Origin of the sequence: Psychrilyobacter sp. (genome assembly GCF_037132775.1) — a bacterium.
In the GTDB taxonomy this organism is placed as follows: domain Bacteria; phylum Fusobacteriota; class Fusobacteriia; order Fusobacteriales; family Fusobacteriaceae; genus Psychrilyobacter.
On record NZ_JBAHZY010000123.1, the window covers coordinates 1 to 15,915 of the forward strand.

At 30.6% G+C, this 15,915-nt stretch carries 12 protein-coding genes; 1 reads left to right on the forward strand and 11 read right to left on the reverse strand.

Annotated elements, in window-relative coordinates:
• Positions 1–80 precede the first annotated feature (80 nt).
• The 7 genes from V5784_RS08215 to V5784_RS08245 form a co-directional block, all read right to left on the reverse strand.
• Positions 81–680: an IS607 family transposase gene (locus V5784_RS08215; RefSeq protein WP_336888547.1), complete on the reverse strand. Its 600-nt coding sequence runs from the start codon at positions 678–680 to the stop codon at positions 81–83.
• Between the two features lie 382 nt (positions 681–1,062).
• On the reverse strand, positions 1,063–1,209 hold the full coding sequence (locus tag V5784_RS08220; RefSeq protein ID WP_336888548.1) for a hypothetical protein: 147 nt from the start codon (positions 1,207–1,209) through the stop codon (positions 1,063–1,065).
• Positions 1,210–1,316: 107 nt separating this feature from the next.
• The gene (gene gltX / locus V5784_RS08225; protein ID WP_336888549.1) at positions 1,317–2,828 is read right to left on the reverse strand and encodes a glutamate--tRNA ligase; all 1,512 of its coding nucleotides are present in this window, start codon (positions 2,826–2,828) and stop codon (positions 1,317–1,319) included.
• A 19-nt stretch (positions 2,829–2,847) separates the two neighbouring features.
• Positions 2,848–3,946, reverse strand: a protein-coding gene (prfB, locus tag V5784_RS08230) for a peptide chain release factor 2 (RefSeq protein WP_336888550.1) whose coding sequence is annotated in 2 segments (ribosomal slippage) — positions 2,848–3,873 and positions 3,875–3,946 — 1,098 coding nt in all. Because the reading frame shifts where the segments join, the coding sequence is not laid out codon by codon here.
• 148 nt (positions 3,947–4,094) lie between these two features.
• On the reverse strand, positions 4,095–4,961 hold the full coding sequence (locus tag V5784_RS08235; protein WP_336888551.1) for a GGDEF domain-containing protein: 867 nt from the start codon (positions 4,959–4,961) through the stop codon (positions 4,095–4,097).
• Positions 4,962–4,987: 26 nt separating this feature from the next.
• Positions 4,988–5,332 carry a hypothetical protein gene (locus tag V5784_RS08240; protein ID WP_336888552.1) on the reverse strand — a complete coding sequence of 115 codons (345 nt, stop codon included), beginning with the start codon at positions 5,330–5,332 and terminating at the stop codon, positions 4,988–4,990.
• A gap of 732 nt (positions 5,333–6,064) precedes the next feature.
• Positions 6,065–7,759, reverse strand: a complete 1,695-nt coding sequence (locus V5784_RS08245) for a glycosyltransferase family 4 protein (RefSeq protein WP_336888553.1) — start codon at positions 7,757–7,759, stop codon at positions 6,065–6,067.
• Between the two features lie 183 nt (positions 7,760–7,942).
• Here V5784_RS08245 and V5784_RS08250 point away from each other — a divergent pair, with 183 nt between their 5' ends.
• The gene (locus tag V5784_RS08250) at positions 7,943–8,638 is read left to right on the forward strand and encodes a LexA family transcriptional regulator (protein ID WP_336888554.1); all 696 of its coding nucleotides are present in this window, start codon (positions 7,943–7,945) and stop codon (positions 8,636–8,638) included.
• A 65-nt stretch (positions 8,639–8,703) separates the two neighbouring features.
• On the opposite strand, the gene V5784_RS08255 is transcribed toward V5784_RS08250, so the two are convergent.
• The 4 genes from V5784_RS08255 to V5784_RS08270 all read right to left on the reverse strand — a co-directional run bounded on the left by V5784_RS08255 (position 8,704) and on the right by V5784_RS08270 (position 15,600).
• Complete coding sequence (locus V5784_RS08255) at positions 8,704–10,095, reverse strand: cation:dicarboxylase symporter family transporter (RefSeq protein ID WP_336888555.1); 1,392 nt, start codon at positions 10,093–10,095, stop codon at positions 8,704–8,706.
• Positions 10,096–10,310: 215 nt separating this feature from the next.
• Positions 10,311–10,676, reverse strand: a complete 366-nt coding sequence (locus tag V5784_RS08260; protein ID WP_336888556.1) for a rhodanese-like domain-containing protein — start codon at positions 10,674–10,676, stop codon at positions 10,311–10,313.
• Between the two features lie 389 nt (positions 10,677–11,065).
• On the reverse strand, positions 11,066–12,844 hold the full coding sequence (locus V5784_RS08265) for a hypothetical protein (RefSeq protein ID WP_336888557.1): 1,779 nt from the start codon (positions 12,842–12,844) through the stop codon (positions 11,066–11,068).
• 5 nt (positions 12,845–12,849) lie between these two features.
• Positions 12,850–15,600, reverse strand: a complete 2,751-nt coding sequence (locus V5784_RS08270; RefSeq protein ID WP_336888558.1) for a DEAD/DEAH box helicase — start codon at positions 15,598–15,600, stop codon at positions 12,850–12,852.
• Between the last annotated feature and the right edge of the window lie 315 nt (positions 15,601–15,915).

The following is a 15,915-nucleotide window of genomic DNA, read 5'->3' on the forward strand; positions in this document are numbered from 1 at the left end:
GTTTTTTAAGATATAAATTATAGACAGCTCTACAATTCCCTATATTTTGATGTATCTTTTGTTCTTGTTCTTCAGTTGGTTTAATTTCTATTAGATAAGCTTTCATTTTTAATCACCTTCTTGTATTTTCTTAACCCGTAAATCCTACAAGAAAAAACATGAATAATAGAAATCAAATCTTGAATCATTTCCTCTTGAGGAGATAATTTTTCATTGTGAACAATTTCAATTTCACAATTGTGTTTATTACAAAGCATTTCAAACCATTCAAATCCAAACCTTACAAACCTATCTTTATGAGCTATAACTATCTTTGAAACTTTATTATTGCAAACATCATCTAAAAGTTTGTTCCAATTTTTTCTTTTGTAGTTTAGACCACTTCCTATATCCTTGACTTCTTCCGTTATATAACCTTTTGCATTACAATAATTTTTAAGAAATGTTATTTGGTTTTCGAGATCATCCTTTTGATTATGATTCGAAACCCTAGAATAAATTATTATTTTTTCTTCTTTCTTAGGTAATATTCCTAGATATTCATTTAATTGATCTTCGGTATAATATCTACTACCCCCTTTTGTAATTACTCTAGGGATAAGTTTACCTTCTTTATGCCACACCCTTAAAGTATGTGGTGTAATTCCTATCAATTTTGCAAATTTACTGATTGCATACATATAAAACACCTCTCTACTACAATATGCATTAAATTTATACAAAAATCAACAGAAATCTATAAATTTTTAGTTACTGTTACTATCTCCCATTTTTTTGGTTATTATTTTTGAACCCCTATAATTTTATGTCGTCATTGTAATATTACATCAAATTTTAGTTCTTTTCAGAATATTTTCAAATATTTTTTAGGAGGAAAAATAAGTGACAATAAGGGAAATATACAAAAAAACAGGCACTCTCTGGTATAAAATTGTAATCGCACAAAACAATTTAACAGGGAGTGTCTCTTTTAAACATTTTACCTTTCAATTTTGACATGGTTTCAAGAGTTTTGAAATTTAGTTTATACCCTCGCCATTTTTTAGCTATTAAATATAAATATTAAACTCTCCCACTTATCCCCCGATTATAACGCGATGTTTTTTTTTTACATATAGGACAAATTTTACTATATGGAACTCCAAGAGAATCTATCTCTGTGCTAAATTCTTTTTTACATTTTAAACATACAACTTTTTTCTTATTCATAATGTCACCACCATTAATTAGAGATTATTAATAGAGTATACCCCAAAAATTTAAAAATACTAAATATAAAGAGGGAACTAACCATATGATTAGTTCCCTCTTTATATTTAGTATATCTTATATTGTTCGTTCATATTTTGTATTCTAGCTAAAGTTCTTGTTTTTCCTATGATAGAGATAACATTGTATAATTCAGCACCCTTTCCTTGACCAGTGATTACTATTCTAAGTGGCATAAATACTTTACCAGGTCCTGTTCCCATAGCATCTAAAGTATCGTTTAACATAGCCTTGGCTTCCTCTACAGAAACATTCTCTGAGGCAGCTTCCAATTTCTCTACGAAATACTTTATAGCCTTTATCCCCTCTTCACCTTTTATAGCATTATGAAGTCTTTGTATTGGTTTTTTAGTCTTACTATTCATGTCTTCAGTTGTTTCAGGTAACTTGAATTCATCTGTATAGTAGATGTCAGCTAATGCTGCTAATCCCTTCATAGTAGTTGCACCTTCTCTCAAGATTTCAACTACTCTCTCTAAAGTTTTCATCTCTTTTTCATCGGCATTTTCAGATACAAATCCTCTTGCAGTAAAAAATCTCTTAGACATCTCAGTTAGTTCTGTTAAGTCTTTCATTCTCATATGTTGGTTATTTACCCATCCTAATTTTTCTAAATCAAAGATTGGTCCTCCTAATGATACTCTTGTAATATCAAAAGTTTCTATAAATTCATCTAAAGTAAAGATCTCTTTATTTTCTCCTACAGAGTATCCCATAAGACCTAAGAAATTTACCATTCCTTCTTTTAGGTACCCTTCTTCATAATAGTAATTTAATGATACAGGATTTTTTCTCTTAGAGATCTTCGTTCTATCTGCATTTCTAAGTAGTGGCATATGAATAAATTCTGGCATATCCCATCCAAAAGCCTTATACATTTGGATATGTTTAGGAGTAGAAGCAATCCATTCCTCTGCTCTTATAACATGAGTTATACCCATTAAATGATCGTCTACTACGTTAGCTAAATGATAAGTTGGAAATCCATCACCTTTTATTAAAATTTGATCATCAATTTTATCGTTTTCAAATACGATGTCCCCTCTTAAAACATCCTTTATCACAGTTTCACCGTCATATGGCATCTTAAGTCTGATTACATGTTCCTCTCCAGCTTCTAATTTAGCTGCAACCTCTTCCTTCGATAATGATCTGCAATGTCCGTCATATCCAGGAGCTTTTTTCATAGCTTTTTGTCTCTCTCTTAATTTATCTAATCTGTCTCTTGTACAGAAACAGTAGTAAGCTTCTCCTTTTTCTACCAATTCAGTGGCATATTTCCCATATAAGTCAAATCTTTCAGACTGTCTATAAGGGCCAAAATCTCCACCTACGTCTGGACCTTCATCCCAACCCAGATCTAACCAATTTAAAGTATCAAATATTTGCTTTTCTGAATCCGCAGTAGTTCTAGTTTGATCTGTATCTTCTATTCTAAGTAAAAACGAACCTCCGTTTTTCTTAGCCATAGCTAAATTAAATAAAGCTATATAAGCTGTTCCCACATGGGGATCTCCTGTTGGAGAAGGTGCTATTCTCGTTCTAATTTCTCTACACATATTTATATTCCTCCTAAATTTATTTTTTTTTCCATCTGAGATATCCGGTTATAAAGCTGTCTATATCACCATCCATAACTGCTTTTACATTTCCACTTTCTGTACTGGTTCTATGATCTTTTACCATGGTGTATGGTTGGAATACATAGGATCTTATCTGGTTTCCCCAGCTGTTGTCAGACTGTTCTCCATGAAGTTTTTTTATCTCATCTTCCCTTTTTTTCATCTCTATCTCTAACAGCTTAGATTTTAACATCTTTAGGGCTGTTTCCCTATTTTGAAGTTGTGATCTACCACTTTGGCATCCTACTATGACTCCCGTTGGAAGATGGGTCATCCTTACGGCAGAATCTGTGGTATTTACATGCTGTCCTCCTGCTCCTCCTGCTCTAAATGTATCAACCTTCAGGTCACTAGGAACAATTTCGATATTAATGGTATCATCAATTTCTGGTGTTACATCTATAGAAGCAAAAGATGTATGTCTTTTTTTAGCAGCATCAAAGGGAGATATTCTTACCAATCTATGAACTCCTTTTTCACCCTTTAGGTATCCATAGGCTCTAGAGCCACTTACTAAAAGGGTAATAGATTTTATTCCTACCTGATCTCCTGGTTGATAATCTAATTCTTCCACCTTATAACCTTTAGAATTAAACCATCTGCTGTACATCCTATATAGTATCTCTGCCCAGTCACAAGATTCTGTCCCACCTGCACCGGCATGGATAGTAAAGATAGCACCATTTTCATCATATTCGCCATCTAAAAGCAGACTGGTATCAAAGTCCTCTATCTTTTTTTTAAGTTTAGTAAATTTAGTTTGGAGTTCCTCTAAAAAATCATCTTCTCCATCTTCTACAAATTCAATGAGTACATCTAGTTCGTCTATCCCATCAGATATATCATTATATTCTCCTACAATTACTTTTAAAGAATTTAGATTTTTAATTATCTTAGAACTTTGTTTTTTGTCATTCCAAAATCCATCTTTTAGGGTTTTATTTTCCAGGTCCTTTATCTCACAATTTTTTTTTTCTAAGTCAAAGATGCCCCCTAATTCCAGTTAATTTCTCCTTAACCCCTGTTATTTCTCTTCTTATCTCTAAAACATCCATATTTACCACCTATGTTTCCTATTTATTCAATTATAATAGCCCTATATTTATTCTTTAAATTATATTTTTATTTTATTTTTATTTAGAAAATTATAGCATGAAATTCCTTTATTTTCAATGCTCCCACCATATCTCTAAATGATAATTTTTAATATAAAATTTTATTTCTGCCCAATCTTTTAGCCTTATATAGGAGTTTATCAGCTCTGTCTATTAATTCCTCTATACTAAGCCCTTCTTCATACTCTATTACTCCTCCGCTTATGGATACCTTTGTTTTTATTTTCTTCTCCTTATTCCCAAATTCCCGGCTGTCTATTTCTCCCCTTAATCTTTCCCCTACTTTAAAAACATCCGTTTCATTTGTATCGGGCAGTATAATTATAAATTCTTCCCCGCCATACCTACATACTTTATCTAACCGGCTGGTTTCTTCCATAAAAATTTTACAGATTCCCTTTAATATAAAATCTCCAAAAACATGACCGTAGACATCATTTATATTTTTAAAATTATCTAAATCAATCATAATTATGGAAAAATCAGATTGGAATACCTTTTTTTTGATTATTTCATCCTCTAAAAAAGTAGTGAGACCCTGCCTATTATACACCCCGGTAAGGGAATCCATTCTGGCAATTGCCTTCAATTCTCTCTCTCTAACATTTTTTTGAATATTTTTCACCTTTTTTGTTATTATCTTTAATTCAGAATCATCGGATATGTACACCAGTATTTCTTCTATATTTTTACTGCGGTTTCCATTGGAAATTTCCTCTATTAAAATACTTAATTTTTTCAAATAAACCTTTAATTTTTTAGAAAACGAATTTATTATCAATAGGGATATTATCAGTCCTATCAAGCTGATGATAATTCCAGCTTTTATTATACTTAAAGGTAACTCTTTTAACTCATCTTTCTGTGTTCCGCCTACCATGATTAGTCCTAATTCTAAAACAGGTTCCAACCTAAAATATTTTTCACCATTAGATGTATCTAAATCAAATATCACAGGCTTTTTAAGTCTTAAAATTTCATCTAAATAAGATTTTTTCCCTTGAATTTCGAATCCATATATTCCTTTATTAAAATTATATTTTTAGCATTTACACCTTCTACTCCAGCATCTACAACAAGTAATCCTTGCTTATCCATGATAAACATCTTCTCTATTTTTCCGATGGACAGTTGTGACATCTTCGATTGATAATCAGCAAAATTCAGATCTATTCCTACAACTCCTAAAATTTCATCTTGAAAATATAAAATTTTTGATATTGTTATTCCACTCTCTCCATTTGGAAATCTATAAATATCTGTAATATGATAGTCCCCGTCTTTCTTTATCGCTCCTATATACCATTGATCGGCTCCTTGGATCATATCCCTCAGGTATAAAACCTGACCCCTTTAAGGAGAGATACCCATACTTATCCCCATAAAATATATTTTCAATCTCTTTGTTATCAGTTATTATACGGCCCATCATCCCCTCTATCAGGTCTTCAAACTTATCCTTATGAGAACTTTCTTCCTTACTGTGGATCACAAAAAATTCAAACAGACTTAACACTGTCTCCATCTTATCTTTGATTAATTTTAATTGTTTTTTTCCGAAGCAAAGATAAATTCTATTTTTTCCTGCTCCCTTCTTTTCGCTTCATTTTGTGTTAAAAAAAAACTATATATTCCTAGAAAAAAGATGGGTATTAGGCAACTAACTACCGAAATTTTAATCACACTCTTTTGTATATTCATAATAACCCACTTCCTTTTTCCACCTCAGATCAAGTAATGTTTTAGCCACCGATTCAAATGAATATTTTTTATTTATATTTGGTATTTCTCTCTCACTTCTCTAAATTTATTACCTTCTCTAAATTTTTTTTACAACTTCACCATCTAAATCCACTAAAAATACAACTCTATCTAAATCTATTTTCCAGTTGATTCTAGCATATTAATCCTTTATTTTCAAGGTTGCTTCTATATACTCAGAGGTATCCCCTCTAGAAAAACCTATGTATTCAAACCTAATTTGCATTTTTCGAATATAAAAAGATGGGAAAAATTTAAGACCTCCCATCTTCTGATACAAAATTCTATTTTTTATCCTTAAACTGAAAAACGCCCCAAGGTGAATTCTGAAGGAGATTCCACTCTAAAAAAATTACTTTTTGTAGAGGTATCTATCTCTATTACAACAGTATCTTCAGATACCCCTATACCCCTTTTTTCATTCTTTAAATCAAGTAAGATTTCAGCTACTGATTCAAATGAATACTTCTTACTTTCCTCTATGAATTTTTCTTTCAAATCGGGTGTTTCTCTTAATTTTTTCAAATTATTATTTATTGCCTTTTCAAAACCTTCTACTATGTTTCTATCTAAATCAACTAGATTTTCCTTAAAAGAGATAATTTCCTTTAATCCTGAATGATTTGATACTATCGGAATAAGCCCTTGTGACATCCCTTCTATACTTACCATTCCAAAAGATTCTGGAAAAATAGATGGAACTACTATCAGATTGTGTTTTTTTATTATATGAGGCAGAGTATCATGACCTAATTTCCCTAAAAATACAACATTGTCCAGATTTATTTTTTTTGCAAGTTTTAGATATTCATCCAGTTTCCCTTCCTTTATGAGGTTTTCTAGAAAATACTCTATATATTCTAAACTTCCCTCTTTTTTATTTTCTAAATAGCCCCCATTTTTCACAAGAACTTTTATCAATCCTTTATTCGCTTCCATCAATCCTCGCAATAAAAGTTCCAGGGTAGGTCTAAATTTTCCATATCCCACAATACTTACTGTTGTATTTGGATTTTTCTGAAAAATACAAGGCAGGCTCATCAAAAGAATCTGTACTCCCTTGGAAATTATTAATTTCCCTATATACAGGATCTTATTTTCCCTTCTGGAATCCTCTGATAGTTTAGAGAGCAGATCTCTGTCTATATCCCTATATTCTATCCTGTCCTCTGCTTCATCTATAAGTTTTTTTATTTCCCTTATATCTCCTAATTTTTTTATTTTCTCATAATTCCCATCATATATTTTTTTTGTCGGCCCATTGGAAAAACTAACTTTTTCTTTTATAATATTTTTAAACTCTTCATCTGTCATTGTTCTATTAAATTGTTCAAAATTAACTCCAGAGGGAATTATTTTGAATCTAGGATCTGTAAAAAATTCTTTTTTTTCATAGATTTCCATAGATCTACCCCTTATATATTCGCTCTGAACCACGACATTTTGAGAATCTAAAAATCCATCATAGGAGAGTTCCATATATCTCTTGTCTCTGCTTATAATATAATTTAGTGAACTCCCATGACCAATAACTATGTATGGCACGCCAGTCTTTTCCTTCACTTTTTTCATTATATAGGGGGATATAGCAAAATGATTGCAATAAATTACATCTATTTTATTTTTTTCTAAAAAACTAATCATCGCCTTTACATTTAAATCTATATATTTTTCTAACTCTTTATCGGTCAAATTATCAAATGTTTTCACCTCAAATCCATCGTATTCATCATAGACAAACACAGGAAGCAAATTACCTATATACGGAGTTACTCCCACAAACCCCTGTCTTTTAAAATCCTTTTCTAAAGATAAGTTTTGGTTTTCATCCATAACCAAATGAGATCCTATTTTTTCTATCCCATTCCAATTTCTTTCTTGAGAAAATAAATATACATTATTTTTTTTTAAAAACTCCTCCACCACATTTAAGGTAAATATGTTGCTCCCACTTCCGTGTAAAAGATAACCATGCCAAAATAAAATATTCAAACCAACTTCCCCCTCCTTTTTTATCTGATCATAATATACTCTCAATCCCCACTTGTTCCTGCTACGGTATTGATTATTATAAATTACATATTTTTTCCTCATTAAAATAAAATCATCATTTGTAATATTTCCAAATTGAGGTTATAATTAACTATAACAATATATAGGGAGTTGATATCTATCATGACTTTTAATAAATTCATTAAAAATAAACGAACTGAATTAAATCTAAGCCAAAATAAATTTGCTAAATCCATCGGGATAACTCAATCTTATTTTAATAATATTGAGAGAGGCGAATTAAAGAATCCACCCAGTGAGGAGGTTTTAGAAAAAATATCCTTGGGTCTTTTACTAAATGAAGAGGAAATTGATTATCTAAAATTTTTAGCTGCTTTCGAAAGGACTCCTCAGCTCATCAAGGACGAATTAGATAGAAAAGATAAGGAGATCAGCTATCTCAGAGGGAATTCATCTGTTTCTGAAAACAACCCTATTTCTATTGAGGATCAAATTCCAGTCTTCGAAAGGATCAGTGCAGGCATTGGAGTTTTAGGAGATCAAGAGGTTTCAGATTATATTGCCCTACCTGGAATCAGAAATCACGGTAATATTTTTGCCGTCAATGTATGGGGCGATTCTATGGAACCTACCATTAAAGACGGTTCTATAATTATCGCTAAAAAAGAAGTTGAAGTAAGAAACGGAGATATCGGTGCTTTTTTTATAAACGATGAAGCCTTTGTAAAAAGATTAAAAGTTACTGATTCATATGTAGCTCTTATCAGTGATAATCCCAACTATCCACCTATTTTTATAGGCCCTGGAGAAGATCTTAAAGTCGTAGGAAAGGTAATAAAAGTTTTAAGTGATATATAGCAACGTGACGTTAAATCTAGATACTAAAAAAATGGAGGCAGAAAATCTGCTTCCATTTTTTTAGTCTATTCTTTATTTAATACCGTCTCACCTTCGTTGGCATTATATATATCTTTATCCAAAGTTCCAGATAATTTTGCTGTTACAATACCGGTAACCATAGCTCCCGATACATTTAAGGCTGTTCTACCTTGGTCTAAGATAGGCTCAATAGCTATCAACAATCCAACTAATTCAATCGGCAATCCCATGATAGGCAGTACGATTAGAGCTGCTATTGTAGCTCCCCCTCCAATTCCAGCTCCTCCAAGTGAAGCTATCACTACAACTATTATCAATTTAATAAAGAATACTGGTTCCATTACATCTATACCTGTAGCAGTGGCAATCATTACAGCTAACATGGCAGGATATACTCCTCCACAACCGTTTTGTCCAACGGTAGCCCCAATTCCAGCTGACATACTTGCAATAGAATTAGGTACTCCTAATTTTTTTGTCTGACAGTCGATATTCATTGGAATAGTTCCTACAGATGTTCTAGATGTAAATGCAAATGTCAGTACTGTCCATGCTTTCTTCAAAAATATTACCGGTGATACACCACATAACATGATCATCAGTAAGTGTACTCCAAACATAAGACCCAATGCCACATATGTCGCTACAACAAAGTTCCCTAATCTTGAAATCTCTACAAAATTAGAACTTGCAGATACCTTGGTCATAAGTGCCAACACACCATATGGTGTAAGTGCTAATACCATTTGTACTAATTTTAATACAACTGCCTGAGCTGCATTTGTAGCATCTTGAATTAATTCAAAAGCTTTTTTATTATTCTTTTTAATACCTCTTGTAGCTACCCCTACTAAAGCTGCGAAGATAACAACACCAATCGTTGCATTATTTCCTGCTCCAGTCATAGCTTTAAATGGATTAGATGGTATAATTCCGACTATTTGTGCAATCAATGAAGAAGTATTACTGACTGCTCCAGCTTTCCCTTCTAAGTAACTCATTCTAGCAGCTTCCTTTGCTCCTGATATTAATCCCTCTGCACTTAAGTTAAATGCTAAAGATGTAAATATAGATATAAGTGCAGCTATACCACAAGTTACCAATAATATTCCAATTATAGTTGTACTCATCTTCGCTATGGAACTATTTTCAGATTCCTCTGCATTAATAACAGAAGAAGCTATAGACACCATTATTAGAGGGATAACAATCATCTTTAATAACGATACATACCCACTGCCAATTATATTTGTCCACTGTAATGTACTTGCGATTACATCCGATCCCTGTCCATAAAAAACCTGCATAGACACACCAAACACTATTCCTAACCCTAATCCTATAAATACTCTGCTCGTAAATGACTTATATGATTTTTGCATCCAAACCAACACATACACCAATATTGCCATAATAAGTATATTTAAAATTTGCATTATATATATAACCTCCGAATCGCATACTGCGAATTTTTTTAATAATTATCTGAACTTTCGCGATGATATCCACATTTAAAATCAACAAAACAATCTATTTGAAATAGAATTTTTAAGAAAATTATTTATTTTTGGAGAACTCTAAAACGCCAAAACTTTGTATATTTCCTTATTTGTTTATTATTTTTAAGTCTAACCTAGACTTTTTGTTTTTATCACGTTCCACATCCGTCATCATTTGCATGCCAGGCATTGGTACCATATTTCATATTAAATGATTTTTCAAAACCGTAGTTTCTAAGTATCTTTACAGCTTTCAATCCTTTAGCCCCTGTTGTACAGAACACCACATACGAATCGTCTTTAGCTACCTCTTTTTTTTCTAAAAGATCTTTGATTCTTGTTTCAAATTCCTTAAATTCAATATGAATATTTTCATCAAAAATAGCTTCAACCTTATTTCTTTGCTTTTCATTCCTAACATCAATTACAATTGCATCCTCACCTATAAGATCCAATGCTCTCTCCTTGTCTACTTCCAGATATTTATCCTGACCAAATAGACTACTGATAATCCCCATTATTTTTCTCCTCCTGTTCTTTAAAAATTTATTTACCGTTATTGTAAACAATAACATTTTTTTGTCAAGTAAAACACCTTTTTTTGTCATGAATTACGCAAATTATAATAATTTATAGATAAAAATTTAAACTTCTTCATAGTCTCCCTCTCTTTAATTATATATGATAAATATTTACAAAACATTTATAACACACTTAATACATAGGAAATATGTTGTTTGTTTTCCGAACCAATAATAACATAGATTACCTGCGGTGTCAACAATCATTATTTATTGAAATACGTTTAATAATTTTATAATTTTAGAGATAAGAACTAGCCTAATTTATTTTTCACATTAACAAATACAGACCTAGAGATATAAATTCTCCAGGTCTGCATTTGTTTTTACTCTATTTCATTAAAATAACCATATTTTGACAGGATACTTTTTACCTTACATACGTTTTCTTCCTTTATAAGGATATAAAAACCCTCTGCTTTTAAAATATATTCTTTTAATTTACTATCTGTTGCTAGGATCTTAAAAAATTCTTTGTCCTGTTTTACTTTAAAAACTTTTATATCAGATTCATGGATCAGACAGTTTACTTTAGATCTCAACTCATCGAAGAAAATCTCCCAAACTTGAGGCAGATCTTTATAAAATTTATTTTTAAATTCTTCGATCCTTTCCTCCAGCTCTTTTATTGTTGTGATCCCCTTTAAAAATCTTCCCTTATCCATCCTATATTTATTTTCACCGATCTTAATAGCTATTTTTTCTAAAAACATAGACATTATAGGAGCTGATCCAATGATAGTTATCAAAAGAAGATCTTCATCATAGACTATTTCTGCATCTTCGTTTTCATCTGTGAATTCATAATCTTCTGATCGTCCTAGGACATACTCTCCTAATTTAGTCAACTCTATATATTTTAACCCATCATATTTCGATAAATAATTATTCTTCAGATATAATCCATTGTTCCCACTGGGTAGATCATAATAAAGGGTAAATAATCCCAAGCTTCCCAAAATGAAGAATATAGATTTTATAAAGGGCTCGATTATATATCTATGATATTCATCATATTGAGATATTCTGGTTCTTCCATAGTTTGATTCATTTATATATACATAATCATATACATCTTTTAGCTCGATTATATCTAAAAATTCATCTCTATAAACTAGATAATTTATAATATTCAAGATACTTATGGTCTTTTCCGATGGAAGTTTCACAATTAATTTTACTATAGTCTGAAGTGATCTAGCCAGATTTTCTGTTTTCTTTATATTTTTTACACCCTTTAAATAATTTAGATATTTAGTTGTATATTCGTACCCATCATTCTTTATGAGTTCCCCGTTAAGGAACTGGTTTATAATATATTTAAATTTGTCCATCTTAAAGTTTTCTGGAACAAGATATTCATCTTTCATCAGATAGAATAATAGTCCCATAGTTTCAGTTTTCAAATAATCTAAATCTTTATTTTCACTATAAAATTCTGAAATATCACAATATTTTTGCATATCCCTTTTACTCTCTTTGAGGAGTTTTAAGCTGGTAGAAAGTTTTATATTTCCCTGGCTGTAAAAATTATAGTATAAACTATATTTTTTACATATTTCCTCTTCAGAGTTATGTTTATAAGTGTATATTGGATTTTCTATTGGGTGGATAAAATAATCTCTCACTTTATTTGGACAATGGGGTCTTATTTTCCTGATGATATCATTCTCTAAATACAGATATCCAGGCCCTTCTTTAACTACTTTATTTTTTTTATAATGAAAAAACTTATATTTATCCTTTAAATTTTCACTAGTTTCATAGGTGTGCTCCTTTTCAAAGAACTCCTCTATCTGTGATTCCTCCAAGATATACTTCCCACTCCACAAAATACTTCTAAAAATCTCCTGAATATCCTCTTCCAGACTGTTAAATATTTCTATAAAAGTTTCTTTTTTGTAGAAAGCTTCCTCCAATAGATCTATAAATATAGATTTATTCGACGTTTCCGATAGCAGTGATATCTCAAATATATCCAAATGAAGACCAATATATCCATCCGCTATCCAGTCTATAAAATATTTCTTATACAAACTATAGATCCCATCTTTTGTATAAAAATTTGTGATCGAATTTTTAAATTTTTCTCTGCTTATTCCCATTTTAATTACACCCCTAACATATATTCAATATCAGATTCACTTAGACTTTTAACCGCAACAGTATCTGTGGTTATAAGGCTATTAAACAATTTATTTTTTTCCATCTGTAAACTAAGCATTTTTTCCTCTATGGTTCCTTTTGTAATAAGTTTATAAGCAAATACAGTCCTATCCTGCCCCATACGGTAACTCCTATCTACAGCTTGATCCTCTGCTGCCTTGTTCCACCACGGATCATAGATGAATATCTTATCAGCAGCAGTCAGGTTTAGCCCGACTCCTCCTGTTTTTAATGTCATAATAAATACTTTACATTTTTTGTCTGTTTGAAATTTTTCCACTAATTCTTGTCTATTTTTTGTAGCACCAGTCATAGATATATGATTTATTCCATGATTTTTTAGTTCCTTACATATATTCTCTATGGAATTTATATAATTTGTAAAAACCAATACTTTATGTCCATTTTTTACTGCTTCCAAAATATTGTTTACCAATATTTCCAACTTTGCCGATTTTACTAAACCATCACTTTTAGACTCTGGACAACTAGCTATTTGACGCAGTTCATTCAATGCCTGTAGAATAAATATCTGACTTTTCCCTATCCCATGTTCAGTTAATTTCTGATTTATAAGGGCATGGTAAAAATTTCTTCTCTCTTCATACAATTTTCTTTGGGGTTCATTCATCTCTACATAGAGTGTTTTTTCTATCTTATCCGGCAGATCTTTTAATACCTGTTTTTTTATCCTTCTCAAAATAAATGGATATATTTTCTTCTTTAATTCCTCTATTACCTCTAAATTGTTGTCTTTTTGAATTGGATTAGCATAATAATTATTAAAATCTTCAATTCCTCCAAACATCTGCGGGTTTAAAAATCTAAACAATGAATAAAGTTCTCCCAGATTATTTTCCACGGGTGTTCCACTGAGAGCTAATCTTTTTTCAGAATTTAGTAACATCACAGCTTTCGTTATCTGAGATGTTATATTTTTTATATTCTGAGATTCATCTAAAATTACCATTTCAAAATTTTCTTTTGCCAATAATTTAATATCATTTCTTACTGTCCCATAGGTAGTCAGAATAATATTATTGTCTTTCACTTCATTAAAATCTCTATTATTTCCATAATATACTCCTACAGTAAGGTTTTTACAGAATTTTTTTATTTCATTCTCCCAATTAAAAACCAAACTTTTAGGCATGATAATTAGAGATGGTTTCATCGTTTTTTTATGCAAATATGTATAGGCTAAGATACTTATGGTTTGGATAGTTTTCCCCAGACCCATATCATCCGCTAGGCAACCGCCTAGTTTATTTTCAGTTATATAATACAACCATTTATATCCATATTCCTGATAATTTCGCAGTGTTGCATCTACCATAGCATCTGGTATATCTAGATTTTCTATCTCATTTAAACCTTCGAATATCTTTCTACCATAGGCCATCCCATCTCCAGATATTTTTTCCCCGATAAGTTCCTCTATTATTGGCAGATCAAAGAAAGATACCTTAATATCTTTTGATGATTTACTATCTTTAAATAATCTTTCTAATTTTTCTATATATTTTTTATTTATCAATGCATTAGTTCCATCACTTAGAACCACATATGAATCTTTTTTATATTTTGAAATAATATCCAAGATCGAAAATTTTTCCCCTTCAATCTCTAGATGTACATTCCCTTCTAAAAAATCAATTGAATGAGATAATTTAGCTATTAACTTTGGTTGCACAGTCCTTATTTTATACGTTTTTAATTTCTCTGTCCCTATAAATTTATATTTAGAAACTAGATTAAGCAGTTCTTTGCTTATAAATTCTTTGGCTAATTTTTCATGTAGGATGATCAAATTCTCCTCCACATAGTAACTTTCCTTTAACTTTAATTTTCTTTGGTATTTCACCAATATTTTTATTACGTCTTCCATACTTTCAGACATAGAAGTTATATCTATATCACAAATTGATATTATCTTTTCCAATGAATTTAATAATACCACCGTTTTTATGTCATCTTGTTTCAACATATCATAGGTCATGGTAGATATTTCAAAACCAAATTTAAGGTATAAACTTCTGTCTTTGGAAATTTTTTCTATTATAATTTGTGGTACAAACGACCTTTTACTTGATTTTTCTACCCTATAATCCTCATATTCTAAGTTTAAATTATCAAAATAAGAGTTAGTTATAGTCAAAAATCTTTCCATCTCTTTTGGATCTATCTGTGTATTCAGGTCCAATGCACCGAGGTAATTTTCCCCTATGTCATCTATATGATAAATCTTGTTTTTTCTCAATACATAGTTTTCAGTCAAAAATTTAAAAGTTTTATACTTAGCATCCAATATTAATTTAACTTCTATTTTTTCCTTGGATTTTTCTAGTCTTAGAGTTATTTTTCTTTTATTCTCCCTAGTACTGATTTGTTTAAAATCCTCTGTGATAAAGTACTTACTCTTCCTCAAGAGTTCAAATAGATGTGGATTTTCTTCTAAATAGGTTAGATTATATTCATTTTCCCACGATATACTAAAAAAATTATGCTCGCTTATAAGATCCAAATTAGAAACTATCTCTAAAGTATTCTTATCTGTTTGAATAGGCGTTATTGGAAGACTTATTACATTTCCTTTTTTATCTACTACCTCAATATAAGATTTTTTCCCAAAAAATTTAAGTCTAAAATAAACTTCTACTCGTTCTTCACTTTTACTAATAAATTTATTGTACATCACTCTCTCCAATTTTAAAAAATTCTAATTTTATATCCATCAAAGCCTATTATATCAAAAAATCTAAACTTTTTCAATCTTTAGGTAACTTCAGTTCTAAATTTATAAATGGTGTATAATCATTTCAAGTCGACCACTTGAAATAAAAAAAGACCTTTTTTCATAAAAACCGATATAATGTAGTTACGACAACAAACATTAAAGGAGTTAATTTATGAAAAAAGGATATAAACATTTTAGCATCTATGAAAGAGAAAAAATATTGTTATTTTTAGGAGAAAAATTATCTCTTAGAGCTATGGGTAAGAAATTAGG

What these genes read in the sequence shown, in the direction of transcription:
- V5784_RS08270 (WP_336888558.1), bottom strand. Translation starts at nt 15,600, where the DNA reads ATGTACAATAAATTTATTAGTAAAAGTGAAGAACGAGTAGAAGTTTAT.
- V5784_RS08240 (WP_336888552.1), bottom strand. Translation starts at nt 5,332, where the DNA reads ATGATCCAAGGAGCCGATCAATGGTATATAGGAGCGATAAAGAAAGAC.
- V5784_RS08260 (WP_336888556.1), bottom strand. Translation starts at nt 10,676, where the DNA reads ATGGGGATTATCAGTAGTCTATTTGGTCAGGATAAATATCTGGAAGTA.
- V5784_RS08250 (WP_336888554.1), top strand. Translation starts at nt 7,943, where the DNA reads ATGACTTTTAATAAATTCATTAAAAATAAACGAACTGAATTAAATCTA.
- V5784_RS08255 (WP_336888555.1), bottom strand. Translation starts at nt 10,095, where the DNA reads ATGCAAATTTTAAATATACTTATTATGGCAATATTGGTGTATGTGTTG.
- gltX (WP_336888549.1), bottom strand. Translation starts at nt 2,828, where the DNA reads ATGTGTAGAGAAATTAGAACGAGAATAGCACCTTCTCCAACAGGAGAT.
- V5784_RS08220 (WP_336888548.1), bottom strand. Translation starts at nt 1,209, where the DNA reads ATGAATAAGAAAAAAGTTGTATGTTTAAAATGTAAAAAAGAATTTAGC.
- V5784_RS08265 (WP_336888557.1), bottom strand. Translation starts at nt 12,844, where the DNA reads ATGGGAATAAGCAGAGAAAAATTTAAAAATTCGATCACAAATTTTTAT.
- V5784_RS08215 (WP_336888547.1), bottom strand. Translation starts at nt 680, where the DNA reads ATGTATGCAATCAGTAAATTTGCAAAATTGATAGGAATTACACCACAT.